The organism is Rhodococcus sp. RS1C4 (assembly GCF_002258225.1).
Taxonomy (GTDB): domain Bacteria; phylum Actinomycetota; class Actinomycetes; order Mycobacteriales; family Mycobacteriaceae; genus Rhodococcoides; species Rhodococcoides fascians_E.
On the sequence record NZ_NOXZ01000039.1, the window covers coordinates 103,532 to 126,440 of the forward strand.

The window sequence follows — 22,909 nt, forward strand, 5'->3', positions numbered from 1 at the left end:
CACGACAAGGTGGTACCGAAAGGACGGACATGCCCGAGTTACCCGCCGAACTGCCGGAGGATCTCCGACGGGTTCACATGGTCGGAATCGGGGGTGCCGGCATGTCCGGCATCGCCAGGATTCTGCTCGCTCGTGGCGGCGAAGTCTCCGGCTCCGATGCGAAGGAAAGCCGAGGGGTTCTGGCACTGCGCGCTCGTGGTGCACAGGTTCGTGTCGGTCATGATGCCTCGGCTCTCGACTTGATCTCCGGTGGTCCGACGGTGGTGGTCACCACGCACGCCGCGATACCCAAGACCAACCCCGAACTGGTCGAAGCCGGGCGCCGAGGAATTCCCGTCGTGCTCCGGCCGACGGTGTTGGCATCGCTGATGGAGGGTTATCGGGCACTGCTGGTGTCCGGCACGCACGGCAAGACCTCGACCACGTCGATGTTGATCGTCGCGCTGCAGCACTGTGGCTTCGATCCGTCGTTCGCGGTGGGTGGAGAACTGAACGAGGCCGGCACCAACGCGCACCACGGCAGTGGTGACGTGTTCGTCGCCGAGGCAGACGAGAGCGACGGTTCGCTCCTGCAGTACAGCCCGAACGTCGTCATCGTCACCAACATCGAGGCCGATCACCTCGACTACTTCGGTACCCCCGAGGCGTACACGCAGGTCTTCGACGATTTCGCGGCGTTGCTCGGACCGGGTGGAGTGCTCGTTGCCTGCATGGACGATTCAGGATCGGCCGCTCTGGCTCGGCGCGTCCACGAACGAGCGCTCCCGGGCGTACGCGTGCTGGGATACGGATCCGAGGACACCGACGCGGGCGACGTGGACATGGCGGTTCGGTTGCTGAAGTGGGAACCCGAGGACGTCGGAGGCGTCGCCCAACTGTTGATCGCGGGGGAGGAGAGCCCGCGGACGTTGAGACTCGGCGTTCCCGGACGACACACGGCACTGAACGCACTGGCCGCGTTCACAGCCGGAACCCAGGCAGGCGCCGCAGCGACGGATCTGCTGGAAGGTCTTGCGGGCTTCGGCGGTGTGCACCGACGTTTTCAGATTCGCGGGCGCGAACACGGCATCCGCGTGTTCGACGACTATGCGCACCATCCCACCGAGGTGCGTGCCGTGCTGGGCGCAGCTCAGCAACTCGTCACGAGCGCCGCAGGGGCGGGCGAACGCGGCCGGGTCGTCGTCGTGTTCCAACCGCACCTGTACTCCCGTACGGAGACGTTCGCAGCGGAGTTCGGTGAGGCTCTGTCCATCGCCGACGAGGTGCTCGTCCTCGACGTCTACGGTGCCCGTGAGGAACCGCTTCCCGGCGTGACGGGAGCTCTCGTCGCGTCTGCGGTGACCAAGCCCGTCATCTATCAACCGGACCTGTCGCTGGTGGCGAAGCAGGTGGCGTCTCTTGCCGAGCCCGGCGACGTCGTCATCACCATGGGTGCCGGGGACGTCACCATGCTGGCCGGGCCGATCCTCGACGCGCTGCGTTCGAGGACGAGTTTCCGGATCGGGCACGGCCGGGCGTCGCAGTGACGTCTCGTCCGAAGCGTCCGACCGAGGACACGTCCTCCGGCGAGGACGCCGCTCGGACCGACACCGGAACGCCGAGCGGCCCGGGCAAGGTCGACACAGGCAAGGTCGACACAGGCAAGGTCGACACAGGCAAGGTCGACACAGGCAAGGTCGGCACGGGCAAGGTCGGCACGGGCAGTGCATCGAAGGGCGAAGCTCGGGACCGGGGCGCGTACGCACGCCGGGACAACCGCGACACCACCCGTCCGAGCGCCGAATCCCAGGAACGAGCGGATCGTCGTCGGGCTCGCGAGGACGAACGCGCGAAGGTGTCGCGATCGCGTCGACGCGCTGGAACGATCGCGGCCGCCGTGGTCGCCGTCGTACTTGCGGGGTTTGCCGTCGTGTACTTCTCACCTGTGCTGACGGTGCGGACCATCGACGTACGCGGTGCGGTGTCGGTCTCCGAGGACGAGGTGATCGCCGATCTGGCGGTGCCGATGGGGGAGAAGCTCGTTCGAGTCGACACCGGCGCGGCCGCTCGGCGCGTCGCGTCGATTCCGTCGTTGGCTTCGGTTCGGGTGCAACGGATGTACCCGTCGACCATCCGGGTCACCGTCACCGAGCGGGTACCGGTCGTGTTCGTCGACCGACCGGACGGAACCCACCTGCTCGACGCCGATGCCGTGGATTTCGCCGTCGCCCCGCCGCCTCCCGGAGTGATTCGTCTGGTCACCGACAACCCGGTGACAGGCGATCCGCCGACGGAAAGTGCTCTCGCAGTGCTCGATTCGTTGCCCGAACCGCTGCGGGTGCAGGTCGGGGAGATTCGGGCGGGTTCGGCGTCGGACGTGTCCGTGATCCTGTTCGACGGTAGGACGGTGGTGTGGGGAGACCGCGACAGATCCGAGCGGAAATCCGCTGTGGCTCTTGCGCTATTGTCTCAACCGGGGCAAATCCTGGATGTGTCGAGTCCGGACCTGCCCACCACCAAGTGACTTTCACGAAACCCAAATTCTTTTCTCGACTTCTCGGCGCGCCTAATGGCGTATCTCCGTTGCGGTGAATAGCGTTCCGAGCGTCGAGTACTTGACATAACCTTAAGCCTATGGTTTAGGTTGAGGGTTTTGTCGAAGCGCATCAGCCGAGTACGAAGACGGACCAGTACACAACCACGGAAGGCGAGAGCCAATGACGCCCCCGCACAACTACCTCGCCGTAATCAAGGTCGTCGGCATCGGCGGCGGCGGCGTTAACGCGGTCAACCGCATGATCGAACAGGGACTCAAGGGAGTCGAGTTCATCGCGGTCAACACCGATGCTCAAGCGCTGCTGATGAGCGACGCCGACGTCAAGCTCGATGTCGGCCGTGAGCTCACCCGTGGTCTCGGCGCAGGCGCCGATCCCGAAGTCGGCCGCAAGGCAGCCGACGATCACAAGGACGAGATCGAAGAGGTGCTCAAGGGCGCCGACATGGTCTTCGTCACCGCAGGCGAGGGAGGTGGCACCGGTACCGGTGGCGCACCCGTCGTCGCCAACATCGCTCGCAAGCTCGGCGCTCTCACCGTCGGCGTCGTCACGCGCCCGTTCTCCTTCGAGGGCAAGCGGCGCGGAGGGCAGGCCGATACCGGGATCCAGCAACTGCGCGAGTCCTGCGACACCCTCATCGTCATCCCCAACGACCGACTGCTCCAGCTCGGTGACGCAGCCGTCAGCCTGATGGACGCGTTCCGCAGCGCCGACGAGGTGCTCCTGAACGGCGTTCAGGGCATCACCGACCTCATCACCACGCCTGGCCTGATCAACGTCGACTTCGCCGACGTCAAGGGCGTCATGTCGGGGGCAGGTAGCGCGCTGATGGGAATCGGTTCGTCGCGCGGCGAGGGTCGCGCCATCAAGGCGGCCGAGTCCGCCATCAACTCGCCGTTGCTCGAAGCGTCGATGGAAGGTGCGCGCGGCGTGCTGCTGTCGATCGCGGGAGGCTCGGACCTGGGACTCTTCGAGATCAACGAAGCTGCGTCGCTCGTCCAGGAAGCGGCACACATCGACGCCAACATCATCTTCGGAACCGTCATCGACGATTCCCTCGGCGACGAGGTGCGCGTCACCGTCATCGCAGCCGGTTTCGATGGAGGGACGCCGACGAGACGTCCCGTCGAAGCAGCTCCGGGCGCCTCACGCAGTACCATCGGATCCGCACGATCCGGCGAGGTGTCGTCTCGGTCCGACTCCACCGAATCCGGTGCCGTGTTCCGTGACCCGGTCGGTGCAGGCAGTGCAGGTAACGGCAGCAGCCTGCCTCCGCTTCAGTCCTCGAACTCGGGATCGTCAGGGTCGAACAACTCGGGTCGGCGTGTGCCCGTCACCGAGGACGACGGGGAAGACGATGTGGACGTGCCGTCGTTCATGCGTCGTTGATCGCCGATGGCGGAGAACGACTTCAAGGTTCGTAGGGTCACCACCTCGCGGGCAGGCGGGGTGTCGGCGCCGCCGTACGACAGCTTCAACCTCGGCGACCACGTCGGCGACGAACCGTCGGCCGTGGCCGCCAACCGCGAGCGGCTCGGTAGTGAGCTTGGCATGGGCGCTGGTCGACTGGTGTGGATGGAACAGGTCCACGGTCGGACCGTCACTGTTGTCGACGGTCCGACCCCCGAGCCCGTTCCGGTCACCGACGCGTTGGTCACGACCAGCCGTGATCTAGCACTCGTCGTCCTCACCGCGGACTGCGTGCCGGTCCTGCTCTCCGACGACGCGGCCGGTGTGATCGCGGCTGTACACGCCGGAAGGGTCGGAGCGCGCATCGGCATCGTTCCCCGTGTGGTCGAGGCGATGGTGGCGCTCGGAGCCGACACACGTCGAATCGGTGCATTCCTCGGTCCGGCCGCGAGCGGGCGTCAGTACGAGGTGCCCGCGCACATGCAGGCCGATGTGGAGAAGCACCTTCCCGGTAGCGCCACGACCACCGTCAGAAAGACGCCCGGCCTCGACATCCGCGACGGAATCAGACGGCAACTTCACGGACTCGGCGTGACGTCGATCGCCGTCGATCCTCGGTGCACCATCGAAGACCGAACCCTGTTCAGCCATCGGCGCGGGTCGCCGACGGGACGATCGGCAAGCGTGATCTGGATGGACACCTCGGCCGGCCGCACCGACGGTCCTGCTTGACTGTCGATATGACGACGACCAGAGAATCCGAGATCTCGGAGGCACTTCGCTCGGTGAAGGCTCGGCTTGCCGCCGCGTGCGCCGCCGCCGGCCGTTCGGTGGACGACGTGATGTTGCTTCCGGTCACCAAATTCTTCCCGGCGTCGGACATCGAGATTCTGCACGGTCTCGGATGCCGCGACTTCGGCGAGTCACGCGAGCAGGACGCGTCGGCGAAGGTCGACGAATTGGCCGGAGCGTTCGGTACCGAACCGGCCCGGTGGCACATGATCGGGCATCTGCAACGTAACAAGGCCAAATCCGTCGCGAGATGGGCCACGTCGATCCACTCGGTCGACAGTGATCGCTTGGTGTCCGCTCTCGGCAAGGCGGTGGACGCAGCGCAGTCCGACGGGGCCAGGTCCACTCCGCTCGAGGTCCTGATTCAGGTGAGTCTGGACGGAGACGTCCATCGCGGTGGAGTCGAGCGAGAGCATCTACTCGAGCTGGCCGATCAGGTGGCCGACACCGACGGGCTCACCCTGTCCGGAGTGATGGCCGTTCCGCCGCTGGACTCGGATCCGGATCACGCATTCGCCGATCTGTCGGCCGTACACCAGCAGTTGCTCGAGCAGCACCCGGATGCAGTCGAGCTGTCCGCGGGGATGACGGGCGATCTGGAGGCTGCTGTTCTACACGGATCGACGTGCGTGCGTGTCGGTACCGCAATACTCGGCCCTCGGCCGATAACCTCGCCAGTACAGTCCACGGATCACATCAGTCACACCTGACACTTGCGAACCTGGAGACCGGCAACGAAGTACCCGGCACGGAAGGCTGCATCAATGAGTACCCTGCACAAGTTCAAGGCGTACTTCGGCATGGTTCCTCTTGCGGACTACGAAGACGACTACCTCGACGAGCCGGAATCGCGCCACTCCGTCCGCGGCCGCGATCCCTACGCGGACGACGACCGGGAGTTCGCGAAGCCGTCGTTCTCCTCGCGGCGCTCGTCCCGTGCCGAGATCGAGGACCTCGACGACGACTACGACGAGTACGAGGCACCTCGCTCCGCGCCGACACTTGCCCCCATCGGCGGTCGCTCGTCGCGGTCGGCCGGGGCCGGACGAGGCGTGTCCACTCGCGGCAACCTCGCGGTGGACACCCGTATGGACGCGCAGGAGCGCAGCCTGCGCAGTGAGCCGATGACGCGCGCGGAGACCCGCCGTAGCCCGGTGGCGGACGACGGCAGCGCGTTGTCGAAGATCACCACCCTGCGTCCCCGCGATTACAGCGAAGCCAGGACGATCGGCGAGCGTTTCCGTGACGGAACTCCGGTCATCATGGATCTCGTCGAGATGAGCAATGCCGACGCCAAGCGTCTGGTCGATTTCGCCGCAGGGCTCGCCTTCGCCCTTCGCGGCTCGTTCGACAAGGTCGCAACGAAAGTATTTCTTCTCTCGCCGGCAGATATCGACGTGTCCCCCCAGGAACGGCGTCGCATCGCCGAGACGGGCTTCTACAGTCAGCAATGACAATCGACAGCACTGGTGCGTTCCTTCGGCTCGATCGATTCGAACAGGTCTCTGACCTGCTCGCTTTGATCGAGCCGACCTTTTCGGGCAGAGTATGACCTGTGGCCTTGTTCGCGGTGATCTACTTCATACTGTTCATTTTCTGGCTTCTTCTCATCGGCCGCATCATCGTCGAATTCATCAGGACGTTCGCCAGGGATTGGCGGCCGTCGGGAATCGTCGTTGTCTTGCTCGAGGCGATATTCACCGTGACCGATCCACCGGTCAAGCTGCTGAGAAGAGTGATTCCCCCCGTGAATCTCGGGGGAGTTCGACTGGACTTGTCGATCATGGTGTTGTTGTTCGGCGTTTTCATCCTGATGTCCGTCGTGCGGAGTCTGGGATCGTGAACTGATCGAACTTTGATGAAAGACATCGGGGACAGGCGCGACCTGCGCAACCGATGTGACAGAATGGACGCCAGTTACAGTTTGATTGTTCCGGCAAGTGCGGAATGGGATATAACTGAATGCTTGCTCTACCGCCTCAAGACGCGTGAAGGGATCCTTCCATGCCGCTGACTCCAGCTGATGTGCACAATGTCGCTTTCAGCAAGCCGCCTATCGGTAAGCGCGGTTACAACGAAGACGAGGTGGATGCTTTCCTCGATCTCGTCGAGCAAGAGCTGTCGCGACTGATCGAGGAGAATGCAGACCTGCGCCAGCGCGTGGGCGAGCTCGATCAGGAACTGTCGGATGCCAAGTCGGCTCGACAGTCCGGTCCGGCTCAGCCCGCTCCGGTTCAGCAGAAGGCTCCGGAGCCTCAGCGCCCCGTCGAGCCACCCAAGCCCGCCCCGGTGGTGGCGCCTGCTCCCGTGGCTGCGGCTGCGCCGGCGCAGGGTGGCGACTCCAACATGCAAGCCGCGAAGATTCTCGGACTCGCGCAGGAGATGGCCGACAGGCTCACCAGCGACGCCAAGACCGAGTCCGAGCAGCTCCTGGGGAACGCTCGCACCAATGCAGAGCGTCTCGTCACCGACGCACGGACCCGCTCCGAGGCGATGGTCACCGACGCTCGTCAGAAGTCGGAATCGCTGTTGTCCGACGCTCAGACGAGGTCCGAGACACAGCTTCGTCAGGCCAAGGAGAAGGCCGATGCTCTTCAGGCGGACGCCGAGCGCAAGCACACCGAGATCATGGCGACGATCAACGAGCAGCGTTCGGTGCTCGAGGGTCGTATCGAGCAGCTCAAGACGTTCGAGCGCGAGTACCGTGTCCGTCTCAAGTCCTACCTGGAATCCCAGCTCGAAGAGCTCGAGAACCGTTCCTCGGCTCTGCCGGTGGACAACGGGTCGGACAGCTTCAACCAGAACGAGCAGTCGTCGGGCTACAGCCAGTCGTATGCCAAGGGCAACAACTGACGCATTCTCGCCCAGCCTGTTCGGCATGGCTGCGGACGTGAAACCCGCCCGGCGTGAGCCGGCTCGTGCGGAACGAGGCGCACAGTGCTCGTCTTGACGCTGTGCGCAGCGGGTGTCGGGTTCGCGCTGCTGGTCATCGCCCTGACGACCGGATCGGTCGTCTGGGCGTACGGGTGCATCGGTGTCTGCATCGTCGGCGCGATTCTGTTGCTGGCAGGCGCGCTGACCGGACGCAGGTCGCCACCCGAGAATTGATTGTGTGGACGTTTCGGTTACCCTCGAGGTGTCCGATGTCGTCATCACGAACATCGAGAACAGAACAACGACTGTCGAGAACAACGACTGTCGAGAAGAACGCGATGATCCGGTCATCCCCGGGGAGCATTCGGAAGAACGGCCGAATCGACCGTCGAGGTCGGGTCGGCTCAGTAGAACCGAACGGGTAAGCCCGTCACAGCAGTGCGAGAGGCTTCGTCGACGAGGGATCGTTTTCCGGCGTCGATGAAGCAAGCGGGGTGGTACCGCGGTAGTCGACGTCCCACACGTCGATCGTCGTCCCCGTGCCGAGGAAACTATCGCCGTCGCAGAAGCGACGGCGTCGGCACGGCAGGAGCGTCCGTCATGAGTACCGAAGATTCGAAGAGCGGCGATGTCGCGAGGACCGACGGTGACAAGTACCCGTTGGTCGACATGGTTGGTCCGAAAGCCGCGGGTGTGTCGTTTCCAGACCTCGAGCGCAGAGTGCTCGATTTCTGGGCCGAGGACGGAACGTTCCGTGCCAGCGTCGACCGTCGCGAGGGTGCGGACGAGTTCGTCTTCTACGACGGCCCGCCGTTCGCCAACGGTCTTCCCCATTACGGTCACCTGCTGACCGGGTACGTCAAAGACCTCGTTCCGCGCTTTCAGACGATGCGCGGTAAGAAGGTGGAGCGTCGGTTCGGGTGGGACTGCCACGGGTTGCCCGCGGAGCTCGAAGCCGAGAAGCAGTTGGGGATCAAGGACAAATCCGAGATCGACGAGATGGGTCTCGCCAAGTTCAACGATTACTGCAGGCAGTCGGTTCTGCGGTACACGGACGAGTGGCGCGACTACGTCACCCGTCAAGCCCGCTGGGTGGATTTCGACAACGACTACAAGACGCTCGACGTCGACTTCATGGAATCGGTCATGTGGGCGTTCAAGGAGTTGTACGACAAGGGCCTGATCTATCAGGGTTATCGAGTCCTTCCGTATTCCTGGTACGAACAGACCCCGTTGTCCAACCAGGAAACTCGGCTCGACGACGCCTACAAGATGCGTCAGGACCCGGCGGTCACCGTCACGATGCCGCTGACGGCACCCGCGTCGCCTCTCGACGGTGCAGGTGCACTGATCTGGACGACGACGCCCTGGACTCTGCCGTCGAACCTGGCGATCGCAGTGCATCCCGATGTTCGCTATGTGCAGGTCCGCGGAACCGACGGCGAACGCTACGTGTTGGCCGCGGAACGTCTCGCGCACTACGCCCGCGAACTCGGCGACGAGCCCGAGGTGTTGTCCGAGCACACCGGCGCGGAACTCGTCGGCCTCACTTACACTCCGCCGTTCGATTTCTTTCTGGGGCACGCCAATTCGCATCGTGTTCTGCAGGCGGACTACGTCACCACCGACTCGGGTACCGGAATCGTGCACCTCGCACCGGCATTCGGTGAAGAGGACATGGACGTCGCGACGGCGAACGGCATCGAGGTCGTTCAGCCGCTCGACCCCGGTGGCAAGTTCACGGCACTTGTGCCGCCGTACCAGGGCCTGATGGTGTTCGACGCCAACCCCGTCATCATCAAGGATCTGAAGGCGTCCGGTCGGTTGCTGCGTCACGAGACCATCGAGCACTCCTACCCGCACAGTTGGCGCAGCGGGCAGCCGCTGATTTACATGGCGGTCCCGTCGTGGTTCGTGGCGGTGACGAAGTTCCGCGATCGCATGGTGGAGCTCAACCAAGAGATCACCTGGGTGCCCGAGCACATCAAGGACGGGCAGTTCGGCAAGTGGCTCGAAGGCGCACGCGACTGGAACATCAGTCGAAACCGGTACTGGGGCAGCCCGATCCCGGTGTGGACGTCCGACGATCCCGAGTACCCACGTATCGACGTGTACGGCAGCCTCGACGAGCTCGAGCGTGACTTCGGCGTGCGTCCGAACGATCTCCACCGTCCGTACATCGACGATCTGACGCGTCCCAACCCGGACGATCCGACGGGCAAGTCCACGATGCGACGGGTTCCCGAGGTCCTGGACTGCTGGTTCGAGTCCGGGTCGATGCCGTACGCGCAGGTGCATTTCCCGTTCGAGAATGCAGAGTGGTTTTCCGGGGCGAGCGGAACGACGGGGGATGCCACAGCACACAACCCGGGCGATTTCATCGTCGAGTACAACGGCCAGACTCGTGGCTGGTTCTACACGTTGCACGTGCTCGCGACCGCGTTGTTCGATCGTCCTGCGTTCAAGACCGTTGCGGCGCACGGCATCGTGCTGGGCGACGACGGTCTCAAGATGAGCAAGTCCAAGGGCAACTACCCGGACGTCAAGGAGGTGTTCGACCGAGACGGCAGCGATGCGATGCGCTGGTTCCTGATGTCGTCGCCGATCCTGCGCGGTGGCAACCTGATCGTCACCGAGCAAGGCATCCGTGAGGGCGTCCGCCAGGCGTTGCTGCCGATCTGGAATGCGTGGAGTTTCCTGCAGTTGTACGCAGGCAAGCCGGGTACGTGGCGAACGGATTCGCCGAACGTGCTGGACAGGTACGTTCTGGCCAAGCTGGCGGCGACGCGGGACGCGATCACCGAAGCGCTCGAGGTCCACGACATCGCAGGGGCGTGCGACGAGCTGCGTACGTTCTGCGACGCGCTCACCAACTGGTATGTGCGACGGTCACGTTCGCGGTTCTGGAGCGAGGACTCCGACGCGATCGACACGTTGCACACGGTGCTCGAGGTCGTGACGCGACTTGCTGCGCCGCTGTTGCCGTTGGTCAGCGAAGTGGTGTGGCGCGGTGTGACCGGTGGACGGTCGGTCCACCTCGCGGACTGGCCGGCGACAGCAGACTTGCCTGCCGATCCGGAGTTGGTCGAGTCGATGGACGAGGTGCGTTCGGTGTGCGGCGCGGTACTCGGACTTCGGAAGGCCCAGAACCTTCGGGTGCGGTTGCCGCTCCCCGAGGTGACCGTCGCCGCCGAGGACGCGGAACGACTGCGTCCGTACGCCGACATCATCGCCGACGAGGTCAACGTCAAGAAGGTCGACCTCACCGACGATGTTGCCGTGCACGGCAAATTCGAACTGGTCGTCAACGCGCGTGCGGCAGGTCCTCGGATCGGCAAGGACGTCCAGAAGGTCATCAAGGCGGTCAAAGCAGGGGAGTGGAGCGAGGATGCATCGGGCACGGTCAGTGCCGCAGGCATCGAACTGCTCCCGACGGAGTACACCCGCAAGCTGGTTGCGGCCGAACCGGACTCCACTGCCGCTCTGCCGGGCAACGCCGGTCTGGTCGTGCTCGATTCCAAGGTGACCGCGGAGCTGGAGGCCGAGGGGTGGGCGAAAGACCGAATCCGTGAGCTCCAGGAGGCCCGCCGAACACTGGGCCTCGAGGTGTCCGATCGGATCGACATCGTCATCGAGGTTCCGGCCGAACGCCGCGAATGGCTCGACACGCACCGCTCGTTGATCGCCGGCGAGGTTCTGGCCCTGAGCTTGGTCGACGGTGATCCGGGCGACGACGCCGTCGAACTCGGGGAAGGTACCCGCGTATCGGTCACCCGTTCGCGATGACCCGCGACGCGGTGATGGAAGGCGCCGTCCGTGAGCTGCTGTCGCACGCGCACGACGGCGTCCTTCCGATCGTCACGGTCGGTGATCCGGTGCTGCGCACAGCGGCAGCCGCGTTGACCGATCAGCTCGAGCCGCGCACGCTCGAACACCTCGTCGAGGTCATGCGGGCCACGATGCACGACGCGCCCGGTGTCGGTCTCGCTGCGCCGCAGATCGGCGTCCCGCTGCGAATCGCGGTGATCGAGGACATGTACCCGGTGTCCGAGGAGGTCGCGACGCAGCGGGAGCGCACGCCGTTTCCGTTCCGAGTGATCGTCAACCCGCGCTACGACGACGTCGGGTCGGCTCGGCGAAGCTTCTACGAGGGATGCCTGAGCATGCCCGGCTACCAGGCGGTCGTCCCTCGGGCGGCGTCGGTGCGGCTTCGGTGCACCGACCTGCACGGCGCCGTGGTCGACGAGGAGTTCGGTGGATGGCCCGCGCGGATCGTGGCGCACGAGACCGATCACCTCGACGGGACGGTGTACATCGACAGAGCGGTGACGCGGTCGCTGTCCGCGAACGACGTGTACGCCGACCTGTGGGCCGATCCGACTCCCGAGCACGCGGCTGCAGCGCTCGGCTTCGACCTCGGTACCGGCCGAGGCGACGCGTCGTGACATGGCCTTCGACCGTCGTGTCGGCATCCCATGAGGCACGGACTGTGATGTCTGCGTTCCGGAGTATCTTTCGGTCGTGACCGACGCTCGCAGTAGGCGATGGGTGCTGCATCTCGACATGGACGCGTTCTTCGCGTCGGTCGAGCAGCTCACCCGGCCCACCTTGCGCGGACGCCCCGTTCTGGTCGGCGGAGCAGGCGGTCGCGGTGTCGTCGCCGGCTGCAGCTACGAGGCGCGTGTCTTCGGCGCGCGCTCCGCCATGCCGATGCATCAGGCTCGCAGATTGGTGGGCGGCGGCGCGATCGTGCTGCCGCCGCGCGGCGCGCTGTACCAGAGCGTCAGTCGGACGGTGTTCGACGGTCTGCGCACGAGGATGCCTGTTCTCGAGCAGCTGTCGATGGACGAGGCGTTCGGCGAGCCAGTCGAACTCGTCGGCGCCACCGCGGCCGAGGTGGCGGAGTTCTGCGAGATGCTGCGGGCACTCGTCATGGAACGGACGGGCCTCGTGGCGTCGTTGGGCGCCGGTTCCGGTAAACAGATCGCGAAGATCGCGTCCGGTCTGGCGAAGCCGGACGGCGTGACTGTGGTCGCGCCGGCCGAACAAAGTGCTCTCATGGCTGCGTTGCCGGTGCGGAAGTTGTGGGGAATCGGGCCGGTCGCCGACGAGAAACTTCGAAAGCTCGGCATCGACACGATCGGTAAGTTCGTCGCGACGCCGGAGTCGGAAGTGGCGTCGATCCTCGGTGCGACGGTGGGTCCGGGGCTGCACAGGCTGGCGCGTGGGATCGACGATCGAGCCGTCGCCGAGCGCGCCGAAGCGAAGCAGGTCAGCGCCGAGACGACGTTCGCACACGATCTGGTGACCTTGGCGCAGTTGAGGTCTGCGGTGGAACGGAGCGCGGAAGCCGCGCACCGACGCCTGGTGAAGGACGGGCGCGGCGCACGCACGGTGGTGCTGAAGCTGCGGAAATCGGACATGAGCATCGTGACTCGGTCGGCGACGTTGCCGTACGCGACCGTGGACAAGCAGACCATCGTCGCGACGGCACAGCGTCAGGTGCTGGACCCGGTGGAACTCGGTCCGATCCGGCTGGTCGGTGTCGGCCTCGCCGGGCTGTCCACCGTGCAGCAAGGGTCGCTGTTTCCCGAACTCGATCACGAACCGGAGGACACGTCCACGTCGCCCACGACCACGGGCGAAATTGTGCCTTCGGTAAGAGAACCGCAGCAGAGGTGGCATCCGGGCATGGACGTGAGGCATCCTGAACACGGACACGGATGGGTGCAAGGGGCAGGCCACTCCGTGGTGACGGTTCGGTTCGAGACACGGTCCACCGGACCGGGTCGAGCCCGTACTTTCGCAGAGGGGGACGAGCAGCTCGTTGTGGCGGATCCACTGGACAGTTTGAAATGACAGTGACTCGTCCTGAAATGACGCTCTCGGCTACCGGCGAGTAGCGACGCTTCTTTCCGCCCGAGGCCTCCAATGGCATAGTGGAACAGCCGAGACCGGCCTCTATGTCCGGTTCACGTGAACGACTGAGCAGTACAACCGAAGGGATAAGCACTTGAAGCTCCGTAACACCCGAAAGGCCGTAGTCGCCGGCGTGGCGATCGCTGCTGCGCTGACGATGACCGCATGTAGCTCGGACGACGGTGGCGACACGACGACGACGACGTCGGCAGCTTCCACGACGTCCTCGGCGTCGGCGGCACCGGAGGCATCGGGCGATTACCCACCTGTGCCCACGGCTGAAGAGCTCAACGCCGAACTCGCTCGCGGTCTCGACCCGGCTGTCCCGGTCGAGGAGAAGGCGGCCCTCATCCAGGGCGCCGAGGAAGATCCGGGCCTCATCGAGCAGGTCGCGGCCGCTGCTGTGCAGAACGGCGCCACCGTCGAGATCACCAGTGTCGACGACCTCGGCGACGGCACCCTGAACACGGGCGCGACCTTGACCATCAACGGTCAGGCGAACCCGGGCAACTTCATCTTCGTTGCCGAGGACGGCGCATGGAAGCTGTCCAAGGAGAACGCATGTGGTCTCGTCCAGCTGGCGCAGCTGACCTCGCCTGCGTGCGCGTAGTCACCTAGCTTTTCGCGGTACCTCGAAGCCGGTGCCGTACTCCTCGTTCGGAGTGCGGCACCGGCTTTCGTGTGCCTTCGTCTCGGTCAGGACCCGAGGTCACCACGTATACGCTCGGCTGCTGCATCGGCGAGTGCGGTGAACGATGCCGCGTCGACGCCTTCCTGACTGGTGACGGACAGCTGGAACACGGTGTGGTCGACTACTGCGATCACTACGTCGGACACCAGCGTGAACCCTTCGCTGGTGGTCGCGAGCCGAAACGACGTCGACGCGTCACCTACCGGGGACTGGTCCCGAGCCGACAGCGAGAAGTCGACGTCGATCCCGTCGGCGTCCGTGCCCGTGTACTCGGCGCAGCCGACGAGCGTGTCCTGCACGGTGCGGAACGCCTCTCCAGCGCCTCCGGCACCGTCCTCGCCGCCTGCGTAACTGGCGGCGTCTTCGTCGATGGACGAGAAATTCGGTCCCGAGTACCTGACGTCCGCCACCGCCGATGCGCCCGCCGACTGCGTCCCCACAGCCGCGAGAACGTCGGCGCACTCCTGCGGCTCGGTGCCGGACCGATCAGGCGAGTCGTACTCCGGAGCCGGGTCCAGCCCGAGATCACGCACCGGGTCCGGCACCACCGCATACCCGTCGGGAAGGTCGCTGGGCGTCAGCATGCGGGATTGCAGATCTACGGAGTCGGTGACGACGGACCCGGAGAGAACGTCAGGGGCGTCGACGACCGTGACCGGAGCAGCCGGGGAAGTGTCGGTGTCGGCACCGGCGGCACCCGCGTCGTCCGTCCCACCGCAGGCGCCGAGGATCAGAAGAGCCCCCGCGCACACTGCGGCAGTACGTACCGATCCAGCTGCGGACCTCACTCCGACGCCCATTCCAGGGTGTCACTGATGTCCTGACGCAGAACCGTCGTGCCGTCGGTGTCGCTGTATTGCTGACTGCCATCGACGGTCACCTCTCCCGATACCGGAAGCGGTTTCGTCAGGTCGATGCGCAGAGTTCCGGTGCCGGACATCGTGTAGTTGTCGATCGCGAGTTGGCCGGCGTCGTCGGGCAGTTCCAGGGTCGTGGATTCCGGCGTCTGATCGATTCGCAGGTCGATCGTCAGCACGTCACCCTCCCGCGCGCGCAGAGTTGCGGTGGTCGTCTGATTGAGCGTCAGACCGCTGATGACTTGCTGTTGAGCCGTCCAGACCGCGCCGATTCCCAGATCTTCCTCGGGAAAGGAAATCGACCGGTACACCGCTTGGTTCAACGCTTGTTCTATTGCCGCACGTGCTGCGTCCTGTGCCGCGTCCGCAGGCGTGATGGACAGCGCGGTGACGGCCCCGCCGTCGGTCACGGTCAACCCGGCGCCGGAACCGTCGGCCGCGGCGAGCTGGTCCGTCAGACGCTGATCCGCCGACGTCGCGACCCCGATCGTGAGATCGACCTCGTCACCGCTGGCCCCCGACGCACGTGCCGTCAGCGGGACCGTCAGATTCGGCGTCGAGAAGTCCTGTACTGCCTGGTCGTCGATCTGCTGGGTGACGGTCGACCGCGTCGTCAGCCGTACCGACTGTTCGCCGGAGATGTTTCGCGTCACCGCGGTCCTGGGCTCGGCGCCCGGGTCGACGAGGGTGGTCGTCACCGGAGTCACCGGCAGCGACACACTCGACGTCGTGGCGGAGGTGTCCGTCTCCGACGATGCCTCGTCGTCGGACGACCCGCACCCCGCCAGCAGTGTGGTGGCGGCGACGGCCACAGCGAGAACTCGGATACGTCGAATCGGGTTTCGGGAAGGCGAGATCACGGGACCAGGCTACGGACACGCTCCGGCCACTTCACCGGACACCGTCGGCGAAGCCGTGCGCGTGCGGCCCGCCCGCTGACCCCTCGGTGTCGATCCGGGATTCGGCTGTGCCGGGGCGATGCGACATGATAGGGGGGTGAGTGACGACCGCCCGACCGATTCGACGAGCTCCGACCCGCACCGCGATCAGAAGGCCGAACCCGACGACACCGTGGTGTCCGGCACCGACGCAGACCCTGCCACCGGTGTGGCACCGAAGCCGCTGCGTACCAGGATGCTGGTCCTGATCGCCGTTGTCGTCCTCGCGTTCGACCTGATCACCAAAATCGCGGCCGTGCACTGGATCAAGCCGGGCAACCCGGTGGAGATCATCGGCGACGTCGTCACACTTCGGATGGTGCGTAATCCCGGCGCAGCGTTCTCGATGGCCACCGGCATGACCTGGCTTCTGACGATCGTCGCGGTATGCGTCGTCATCGGGGTGATCCGGATCGGCCGTACCCTTCGCTCTCCGTGGTGGGCTCTCGGCCTCGGACTCGTGCTCGGCGGGGCTCTCGGGAATCTCATCGACCGGTTCTTCCGATCGCCCGGACCGCTGCAGGGACACGTGGTCGATTTCGTGTCCATCGGATGGTGGCCGGTGTTCAACGTCGCGGACTCGTCGATCGTCTGTGGGGCGATACTCCTCGTCGCGCTGAGCCTGTTCGGATTCGAACCGAACGGTGAGCGGGCCACCACGTCGAAGAAGAATGCCGCAGCGAGCACCGACTCGGGAACGGCGGGACAGAAATGAGGGAATCGCGTTCCATGCCGATTCCCGACGGCTTGGACGGCATGCGGGTCGATGCGGGCGTCTCGCGGCTGCTGGGTCTGTCCAGGACGGTCGCGGCGACTCTCGCCGAGGAAGGGTCCGTCTCCGTCGACGGGTCGGCACTGGGGAAGTCGGATCGGTTGTCGGCGGGTGCGTACTTGGAGGTGCTGCTTCCTGAACCTGCTCGCGCGCTGACCATCGAAGCGGAGCCGGTCGAGGGCATGGAGATTCTCTATGCGGACGACGACATCGTCGCGGTCGACAAGCCGGTCGGGGTCGCGGCGCACGCGAGCGTCGGGTGGACGGGACCGACGGTGATCGGTGGGCTTGCTGCAGCGGGGTTCCGGATTTCCACGTCCGGTGCCCATGAGCGGCAGGGCATCGTGCATCGCCTCGACGTCGGGACGTCGGGCGTGATGGTCGTCGCCACGAGCGAGCGCGCGTACACGGTGTTGAAGCGGGCGTTCAAGCAGCGCACGATCGAGAAGCGTTATCACGCGCTCGTGCAGGGCCATCCGGATCCGAGCAGTGGCACCATCGACGCACCGATCGGTAGGCACGGCAGCAACGACTGGAAGTTCGCGGTGCGGGCCGACGGTAAAGCGAGCATCACGCACTACGACACCATCGAGGCGTTCCAGGCGGCCAGCCTGCTCGACGTGCACCTCGAAACCGGTCGGACTCATCAGATTCGCGTTCACTTCTCCGCATTGCGGCACCCGTGTTGCGGAGACCTCACCTACGGCGCCGACCCGAAGCTCGCCGACCGTCTCGGCCTGGAACGTCAATGGCTGCACGCCAAGACACTCGGATTCGCGCATCCGTCGGACGGTCGGTGGGTCGAGATCGAGAGCAAGTATCCAGCTGACCTCGAGCACGCACTCGAGGTGCTGCGCGCGGCATGACTCGGATGTCGGGTGCGGCAACGGCCGCGGCGACGGTCCTGGCCGCGGTGGTTCTGCTGTTCGCCCTCGGAACCGCGAATCCGGTGCCCCGGCCAGGGGTGAACACCGACACCCTCGGTCCGGACACCGGAGAAGCAGTGTCCGAGTACCTGGCGCGGGCGGAGGAGACGCTCGCGGAGGACTTCGCCGACCCGGACTCGGCGGGGAGCAATTCCGAGATGCAGTGGGCGTTGGTGTCGTTCGACGCCGAGGTTGCACCCGCGCGCGCGTACGACGCGGTGCAGGACGTACGGATCGCGCAGGTTCTGCTCCGAGTTCCCTTAGAGCGCGTCCAGACCCAGGTCATCTCCATCGGAGTGCCGGGAACCGAGGCGTCGGTGCTGGGCTCGGCGGCCGTGGCGGGGTCGAGACTTCATGGTTCGACCGGGCAGTGGGATCGCCAATCGCAGATCGATGCAGTGTCTTCCGCACGCTTGCTCGAGGGGTGCGAATGTGTCGTCGGGCTGATCGTCCGCGGCTCTTCGGAGCAACTCGGAACCGTCGACGCCGGGGATGGGGTTCGGGCGGTCGAGGCCTTGCCCGCGGACGCGATCGCAGGCCGATTCGCCGTGCGCGCCCTTCTTCCCGACTATGCGGACGTCGTCGGCCCGCTGCCGGACGACGGGCCCGTTCCTACTCCGTGACGTACGCCCGTTCGGCGGCGGTTACAGGCGCGGCGAGACCGTCGGCGCGCCGGGCCAGGGCCGACACGCGCGGGGGCCGGACACACCGAGAGCCAGGAATGCTCTGTCGGTTCGAGCGCTTAGAATCAGGTGCACTTCGCGCGCGGACATCTCGGCCCGTACGACCCGGCTCGATCTAGCTCGACCCAGTAGGAGACATCTTCGTGACTGACTCGTTCGTACATCTGCACAACCACACCGAGTATTCGATGCTCGACGGAGCGGCCAAGATTGCGCCGTTGTTCGCAGAGGCGAGTCGGTTGGAGATGACGGCGGTCGGTATGACCGACCACGGCAACATGTACGGCGCGAGTGAGTTCTACAACGAGGCGAAGAAAGCCGGCATCAAGCCGATCATCGGTATCGAGGCGTACATCGCGCCGGAGTCTCGGTTCAACAAGAAGCGTGTGCTGTGGGGTGACCGCAGCCAGAAGTCCGACGATGTGTCCGGTAGCGGCGCGTACACGCACATGACGATGGTCGCGGAGAACGCGACGGGTGTGCGCAACCTGTTCAAGCTGTCCTCTCTCGCGTCCATCGAAGGGCAGTTGGGCAAGTGGGCCCGGATGGACGAGGAGATCATCGCCGCGCATGCGGAGGGGATCATCGCGACGACGGGGTGCCCGTCGGGTGAGGTGCAGACGCGTCTGCGTCTCGGTCAGGACCGTGAGGCGCTCGAAGCGGCAGCGAAGTGGCGTGAGATCTGGGGTCCGGAGAACTTCTTCCTCGAGCTCATGGATCACGGTCTGTCGATCGAGCGTCGGGTCCGTGAGGGTTTGCTCGAGATCGGCAAGAAGCTGCAGATTCCGCCGCTCGCCACCAACGACTGCCATTACGTGACCAAGGACGCCGCGGAGAACCACGAGGCGTTGCTGTGCATCCAGACCGGTAAGACGCTCAGCGATCCCACCCGTTTCAAGTTCGACGGCGACGGTTACTACCTCAAATCCGCCGCCGAGATGCGGGCCCTCTGGGACGATCAGGTGCCGGGTGCGTGCGACAGTACGTTGCTCATCGCCGAGCGCGTCCAGCCGTACGACGATGTGTGGGCCCACCGTGACAGGATGCCGATCTTCCCTGTGCCGGAAGGCGAGACGCAGGGTACGTGGTTGGCCAAAGAGGTCGACAAGGGTCTGGAATGGCGGTTCCCCGGCGGTGTGCCCCAGGAATACCGCGATCGTGCCAAGTACGAGATCAGCGTGATTCTGGAGATGGGCTTCCCGGCGTACTTCCTCGTCGTCGGTGACCTCATCGCACACGCCCGCGACGTGGGTATTCGCGTCGGTCCCGGCCGAGGCTCGGCCGCGGGTTCTCTCGTCGCGTACGCGATGGGTATCACCAACATCGATCCGCTGCCGCACGGTCTGCTGTTCGAGCGGTTCCTCAATCCCGAACGTGTGTCGATGCCGGATATCGATATCGACTTCGACGATCGTCGCCGCGGTGAGATGGTTCGGTACGCGACGGAGAAGTGGGGAAGCGACCGCGTCGCTCAGGTCATCACGTTCGGCACCATCAAGACCAAGGCCGCCATCAAGGACTCGGCTCGTGTTCAGTTCGGGCAGCCCGGATTCGCGATCGCCGATCAGATCACCAAGGCGTTGCCGCCGCCGATCATGGCCAAGGACATCTCGGTCGCTGGCATCACCGATCCGGCGCATGAGCGGTACAAGGAAGCGACCGAGGTTCGTGCGCTCATCGATTCCAATCCCGATGTCGCGACGATCTACAAGACCGCGCGTGGCCTGGAAGGGCTGATCCGTAATGCCGGCGTCCATGCCTGCGCGGTCATCATGTCCTCGGAGCCGCTGACCGACGCGATCCCGGTGTGGAAGCGCGCGCAGGACGGCGCGATCATCACCGGTTGGGACTATCCCTCGTGCGAGGCCATCGGCCTGCTCAAGATGGACTTCCTCGGCCTACGCAACCTCACCGTCATCGGTGACGCCATCGACAACATCAAGAGCAACCGCGGGATCGAACTCGACCTCGACACGCTGGGGCTCGATGACCCCGCGACGTACGAATTGCTTGCTCGCGGAGACACTCTCGGCGTGTTCCAGCTCGACGGCAGCGCGATGCGTGATCTTCTGCGACGAATGCAGCCCACCGGCTTCGAGGACATCGTCGCCGTTCTGGCCCTGTATCGGCCGGGACCGATGGGCATGAACGCCCACAACGACTACGCCGACCGCAAGAACGGTCGTCAAGAGGTCAAGCCCATCCACCCGGAGTTGGAAGAGCCTCTCGCGGAGATCCTGAAGGACACGTACGGCCTCATCGTGTACCAGGAGCAGATCATGCAGATCGCGCAGAAGGTCGCCGGGTATTCGCTCGGACAGGCCGACATTCTGCGTCGCGCCATGGGTAAGAAGAAACTGTCGGTGCTGGAAGAGGCGTACGCAGGATTCCGTGAGGGAATGCTGGCCAACGACTTCTCCGAGCCCGCGATCAAGGCCCTGTGGGACACCATTCTTCCGTTCGCCGGATACGCGTTCAACAAGTCGCACGCAGCCGGATACGGTCTGGTGTCCTACTGGACCGGCTATCTCAAGGCCAACTACCCCGGCGAATACATGGCCGGTCTGCTCACCAGCGTGTCCGACGACAAGGACAAGTCCGCCATCTACCTGGCGGACTGCCGCAAGCTCGGGATCACCGTCCTGCCCCCGGACGTCAACGAATCCGAACTCAACTTCGCGTCCGTGGGCAAGGACATTCGGTTCGGTCTCGGCGCGGTCCGCAACGTCGGCACCAACGTGGTGGCGTCGATCATCAGGGCACGCGAGGAGAAGAGCAAGTACACCGACTTCTCGGACTACCTGAACAAGATCGATGCGACGGCCTGCAGCAAGAAGGTCACCGAGTCGCTCATCAAGTCGGGTGCGTTCGATTCGCTGAATCATCCGCGCAAGGGCTTGATGCTCATTCACGCCGACGCCATCGATTCGGTCATGGGCACGAAGAAGGCCGAGGCAATCGGACAGTTCGATCTGTTCGGCGGAGAGGACGCCGACGAGTCGATTTCCGCGGTGTTCAATGTTCGTGTCCCCGAGGACGAGTGGGAATCGAAGCACCGATTGGCGCTCGAGCGCGAGATGCTCGGCCTGTACGTGTCCGGCCACCCGCTGCTCGGCGTCGAGCACATGCTCGCGGCCCAGTCGGACACCAACATTCCTGCCATTCTCGAAGGCGATGTCAAGGACGGTACGCAGGTCACCATCGGCGGCATCCTCGCGTCGGTGAACCGCCGGATCAACAAGAACGGTCTCACGTGGGCGTCGGCTCAACTCGAGGACCTCGTCGGCGGAATCGAGGTTCTGTTCTTCCCGCAGTCCTACTCGGTGTTCGGCGCCGACGTGACCGAGGATTCGGTGGTTCTCGTCAAGGGGCGCGTGTCGGTACGTGACGATCGAATCTCCCTGATCGCCAACGACCTTGCTGTGCCGGACCTCTCGGCGGTCGGTGTCGCGAAGCCTCTCGCCGTCAGCCTCCCGACCCGTCAGTGCACGGCCGACAAGGTCGGAGCACTGAAGCGGATTCTGAAGAGTCACCCGGGCACGTCCGACGTGCATCTCCGGCTGGTCAGTGGGGACAAGGTGACGGCGATGAAGCTGGACGACAGTCTGCGGGTCACGCCCACGTCGGCCTTGATGGGTGACTTGAAGGCGCTGCTCGGACCAGGCTGCTTGGCAGGCTGATGCGTGGACGCTATCGGCGGACGGTCGCGCGGCGTTCGGCGAACAGCAGCGTCCACCACGTAACGACGGTGGCCGCAGCACCGGTCAGTACTGCCACCTGCAGCGACGTGGTGAATGCCAGAGCGCCGAGAAACACGAGGGCTCCGAGCACGAGCGCCTCGACCTTGTAGACCGGCCAGGCGGTCCCAGCGATGTCGACGGTACCGACATGAGTGCGCCGACGCGGGGTGGTGCTGGGAAGTGCGTAGGTCATGACGCTGACTCCTTCGGCAGTGCTGTTCTCCTACGTCAGGGTATACGCACAGAAGGATTCGGTCCACCGAACTTCTCTGTTCGATGTGCGTGTGCACGGTCGGTGGCGCGCCGGGCGGTACAGGTGTTGACTCGAGTGCATGCCATTGACAGGAGAGTACGAACCCAGCACATCCGATTGGGCACGCGAGCAGGCCGAACTGCTCGAAGGGTCCGGCGGTACCGAGGGCACCACGATGAACGGAATGCCAGTCATCTTGCTGACGACGCGCGGCAACAAGTCCGGCAAGCTGAGAAAGACGCCGCTGATGCGCGTCGAGCACAACGGGGAGTACGCGGCCGTCGCCTCGCTGGGCGGCGCGCCGAAGAACCCGGTCTGGTACTACAACGTGAAGGCCGAGCCGCTCGTGGAGTTGCAGGACGGAACCGATCGTGCCGACTACATCGCCCGTGAAGTGACGGGGGAGGAGAAGGCCGTGTGGTGGGAACGCGCCGTCCAGGCGTACCCCGATTACGCGGATTACCAGACGAAGACCGACCGCGAGATTCCCGTGTTCGTACTGTCGAGAGCATAGAAGGAG

At 64.9% G+C, this 22,909-nt stretch carries 21 protein-coding genes; 18 read left to right on the forward strand and 3 right to left on the reverse strand.

Annotated elements, in window-relative coordinates:
* Positions 1-29: 29 nt before the first annotated feature.
* The 13 genes from murC to CH289_RS21025 all read left to right on the forward strand — a co-directional run bounded on the left by murC (position 30) and on the right by CH289_RS21025 (position 14,139).
* Entirely contained in the window at positions 30-1,526 is a 1,497-nt protein-coding gene (gene murC, locus CH289_RS20970) for a UDP-N-acetylmuramate--L-alanine ligase (RefSeq protein ID WP_179276848.1), read from the forward strand.
* Positions 1,523-2,503 carry a cell division protein FtsQ/DivIB gene (locus CH289_RS20975; RefSeq protein WP_094728480.1) on the forward strand — a complete coding sequence of 327 codons (981 nt, stop codon included), beginning with the start codon at positions 1,523-1,525 and terminating at the stop codon, positions 2,501-2,503. The genes murC and CH289_RS20975 overlap by 4 nt, the downstream gene beginning before the upstream one ends.
* Before the next feature lie 193 nt (positions 2,504-2,696).
* The gene (gene ftsZ / locus CH289_RS20980) at positions 2,697-3,923 is read left to right on the forward strand and encodes a cell division protein FtsZ (RefSeq protein ID WP_019665920.1); all 1,227 of its coding nucleotides are present in this window, start codon (positions 2,697-2,699) and stop codon (positions 3,921-3,923) included.
* Between the two features lie 6 nt (positions 3,924-3,929).
* On the forward strand, positions 3,930-4,676 hold the full coding sequence (pgeF, locus tag CH289_RS20985; RefSeq protein WP_094713691.1) for a peptidoglycan editing factor PgeF: 747 nt from the start codon (positions 3,930-3,932) through the stop codon (positions 4,674-4,676).
* 8 nt (positions 4,677-4,684) lie between these two features.
* Entirely contained in the window at positions 4,685-5,446 is a 762-nt protein-coding gene (locus CH289_RS20990; RefSeq protein WP_037160308.1) for a YggS family pyridoxal phosphate-dependent enzyme, read from the forward strand.
* Positions 5,447-5,500: 54 nt separating this feature from the next.
* Entirely contained in the window at positions 5,501-6,190 is a 690-nt protein-coding gene (locus CH289_RS20995) for a cell division protein SepF (RefSeq protein ID WP_019665917.1), read from the forward strand.
* A 101-nt stretch (positions 6,191-6,291) separates the two neighbouring features.
* Entirely contained in the window at positions 6,292-6,579 is a 288-nt protein-coding gene (locus CH289_RS21000; RefSeq protein WP_019665915.1) for a YggT family protein, read from the forward strand.
* A 161-nt stretch (positions 6,580-6,740) separates the two neighbouring features.
* Entirely contained in the window at positions 6,741-7,589 is an 849-nt protein-coding gene (gene wag31 / locus CH289_RS21005) for a DivIVA-like cell division protein Wag31 (protein WP_026347909.1), read from the forward strand.
* A gap of 84 nt (positions 7,590-7,673) precedes the next feature.
* Positions 7,674-7,844, forward strand: coding sequence for a hypothetical protein (locus tag CH289_RS28370; protein WP_170949095.1), 171 nt, complete (start codon positions 7,674-7,676; stop codon positions 7,842-7,844).
* 366 nt (positions 7,845-8,210) lie between these two features.
* Positions 8,211-11,396 (forward strand): isoleucine--tRNA ligase, encoded by a 3,186-nt coding sequence (ileS, locus tag CH289_RS21010; RefSeq protein WP_037180752.1) that lies wholly within the window; start codon positions 8,211-8,213, stop codon positions 11,394-11,396.
* A complete protein-coding gene (locus tag CH289_RS21015; RefSeq protein WP_094713695.1) occupies positions 11,393-12,055 on the forward strand; it encodes a peptide deformylase in 663 nt (220 codons plus the stop codon). Before ileS ends, CH289_RS21015 begins: the two co-directional genes overlap by 4 nt.
* Before the next feature lie 118 nt (positions 12,056-12,173).
* Positions 12,174-13,469, forward strand: a complete 1,296-nt coding sequence (locus tag CH289_RS21020; protein ID WP_441347090.1) for a DNA polymerase IV — start codon at positions 12,174-12,176, stop codon at positions 13,467-13,469.
* Positions 13,470-13,623: 154 nt separating this feature from the next.
* Positions 13,624-14,139, forward strand: a complete 516-nt coding sequence (locus CH289_RS21025; protein WP_019665908.1) for a WKL family lipoprotein — start codon at positions 13,624-13,626, stop codon at positions 14,137-14,139.
* Between the two features lie 86 nt (positions 14,140-14,225).
* Here the strand turns inward: CH289_RS21025 and CH289_RS21030 are convergent, their stop codons facing one another.
* Both CH289_RS21030 and CH289_RS21035 read right to left on the reverse strand, forming a co-directional pair.
* The gene (locus tag CH289_RS21030) at positions 14,226-15,008 is read right to left on the reverse strand and encodes a hypothetical protein (protein WP_255183010.1); all 783 of its coding nucleotides are present in this window, start codon (positions 15,006-15,008) and stop codon (positions 14,226-14,228) included.
* A complete protein-coding gene (locus CH289_RS21035; protein ID WP_094728482.1) occupies positions 15,005-15,889 on the reverse strand; it encodes a hypothetical protein in 885 nt (294 codons plus the stop codon). The genes CH289_RS21030 and CH289_RS21035 overlap by 4 nt, the downstream gene beginning before the upstream one ends.
* 322 nt (positions 15,890-16,211) lie before the next feature.
* Between CH289_RS21035 and lspA the strand changes: the two genes are divergently transcribed.
* From lspA to dnaE, 4 genes are all read left to right on the forward strand, one after another.
* A complete protein-coding gene (gene lspA / locus CH289_RS21040) occupies positions 16,212-16,730 on the forward strand; it encodes a signal peptidase II (protein WP_230594098.1) in 519 nt (172 codons plus the stop codon).
* Positions 16,727-17,653, forward strand: coding sequence for an RluA family pseudouridine synthase (locus CH289_RS21045; protein WP_020111985.1), 927 nt, complete (start codon positions 16,727-16,729; stop codon positions 17,651-17,653). Before lspA ends, CH289_RS21045 begins: the two co-directional genes overlap by 4 nt.
* Positions 17,650-18,336, forward strand: a complete 687-nt coding sequence (locus CH289_RS21050; protein ID WP_094728484.1) for a hypothetical protein — start codon at positions 17,650-17,652, stop codon at positions 18,334-18,336. The genes CH289_RS21045 and CH289_RS21050 overlap by 4 nt, the downstream gene beginning before the upstream one ends.
* A gap of 203 nt (positions 18,337-18,539) precedes the next feature.
* Positions 18,540-22,076 (forward strand): DNA polymerase III subunit alpha, encoded by a 3,537-nt coding sequence (gene dnaE / locus CH289_RS21055; RefSeq protein WP_019665901.1) that lies wholly within the window; start codon positions 18,540-18,542, stop codon positions 22,074-22,076.
* A gap of 10 nt (positions 22,077-22,086) precedes the next feature.
* Here dnaE and CH289_RS21060 read toward each other — a convergent pair whose 3' ends face one another.
* Positions 22,087-22,329 (reverse strand): hypothetical protein, encoded by a 243-nt coding sequence (locus CH289_RS21060; protein ID WP_019665900.1) that lies wholly within the window; start codon positions 22,327-22,329, stop codon positions 22,087-22,089.
* Positions 22,330-22,468: 139 nt separating this feature from the next.
* On the opposite strand from CH289_RS21060, the gene CH289_RS21065 reads away from it, so the two are divergent.
* Positions 22,469-22,903, forward strand: a complete 435-nt coding sequence (locus CH289_RS21065) for a nitroreductase family deazaflavin-dependent oxidoreductase (protein ID WP_019665899.1) — start codon at positions 22,469-22,471, stop codon at positions 22,901-22,903.
* Positions 22,904-22,909: the final 6 nt, after the last annotated feature.

Bases quoted from the DNA above. Each gene is read 5' to 3' on its own strand.
- murC (WP_179276848.1), top strand. From the start codon at position 30: ATGCCCGAGTTACCCGCCGAACTGCCGGAGGATCTCCGACGGGTTCAC.
- ftsZ (WP_019665920.1), top strand. From the start codon at position 2,697: ATGACGCCCCCGCACAACTACCTCGCCGTAATCAAGGTCGTCGGCATC.
- pgeF (WP_094713691.1), top strand. From the start codon at position 3,930: ATGGCGGAGAACGACTTCAAGGTTCGTAGGGTCACCACCTCGCGGGCA.
- CH289_RS20990 (WP_037160308.1), top strand. From the start codon at position 4,685: ATGACGACGACCAGAGAATCCGAGATCTCGGAGGCACTTCGCTCGGTG.
- CH289_RS20995 (WP_019665917.1), top strand. From the start codon at position 5,501: ATGAGTACCCTGCACAAGTTCAAGGCGTACTTCGGCATGGTTCCTCTT.
- wag31 (WP_026347909.1), top strand. From the start codon at position 6,741: ATGCCGCTGACTCCAGCTGATGTGCACAATGTCGCTTTCAGCAAGCCG.
- ileS (WP_037180752.1), top strand. From the start codon at position 8,211: ATGAGTACCGAAGATTCGAAGAGCGGCGATGTCGCGAGGACCGACGGT.
- CH289_RS21015 (WP_094713695.1), top strand. From the start codon at position 11,393: ATGACCCGCGACGCGGTGATGGAAGGCGCCGTCCGTGAGCTGCTGTCG.
- CH289_RS21020 (WP_441347090.1), top strand. From the start codon at position 12,174: ATGGACGCGTTCTTCGCGTCGGTCGAGCAGCTCACCCGGCCCACCTTG.
- lspA (WP_230594098.1), top strand. From the start codon at position 16,212: ATGCTGGTCCTGATCGCCGTTGTCGTCCTCGCGTTCGACCTGATCACC.
- CH289_RS21045 (WP_020111985.1), top strand. From the start codon at position 16,727: ATGAGGGAATCGCGTTCCATGCCGATTCCCGACGGCTTGGACGGCATG.
- CH289_RS21050 (WP_094728484.1), top strand. From the start codon at position 17,650: ATGACTCGGATGTCGGGTGCGGCAACGGCCGCGGCGACGGTCCTGGCC.
- CH289_RS21060 (WP_019665900.1), bottom strand. From the start codon at position 22,329: ATGACCTACGCACTTCCCAGCACCACCCCGCGTCGGCGCACTCATGTC.
- CH289_RS21065 (WP_019665899.1), top strand. From the start codon at position 22,469: ATGCCATTGACAGGAGAGTACGAACCCAGCACATCCGATTGGGCACGC.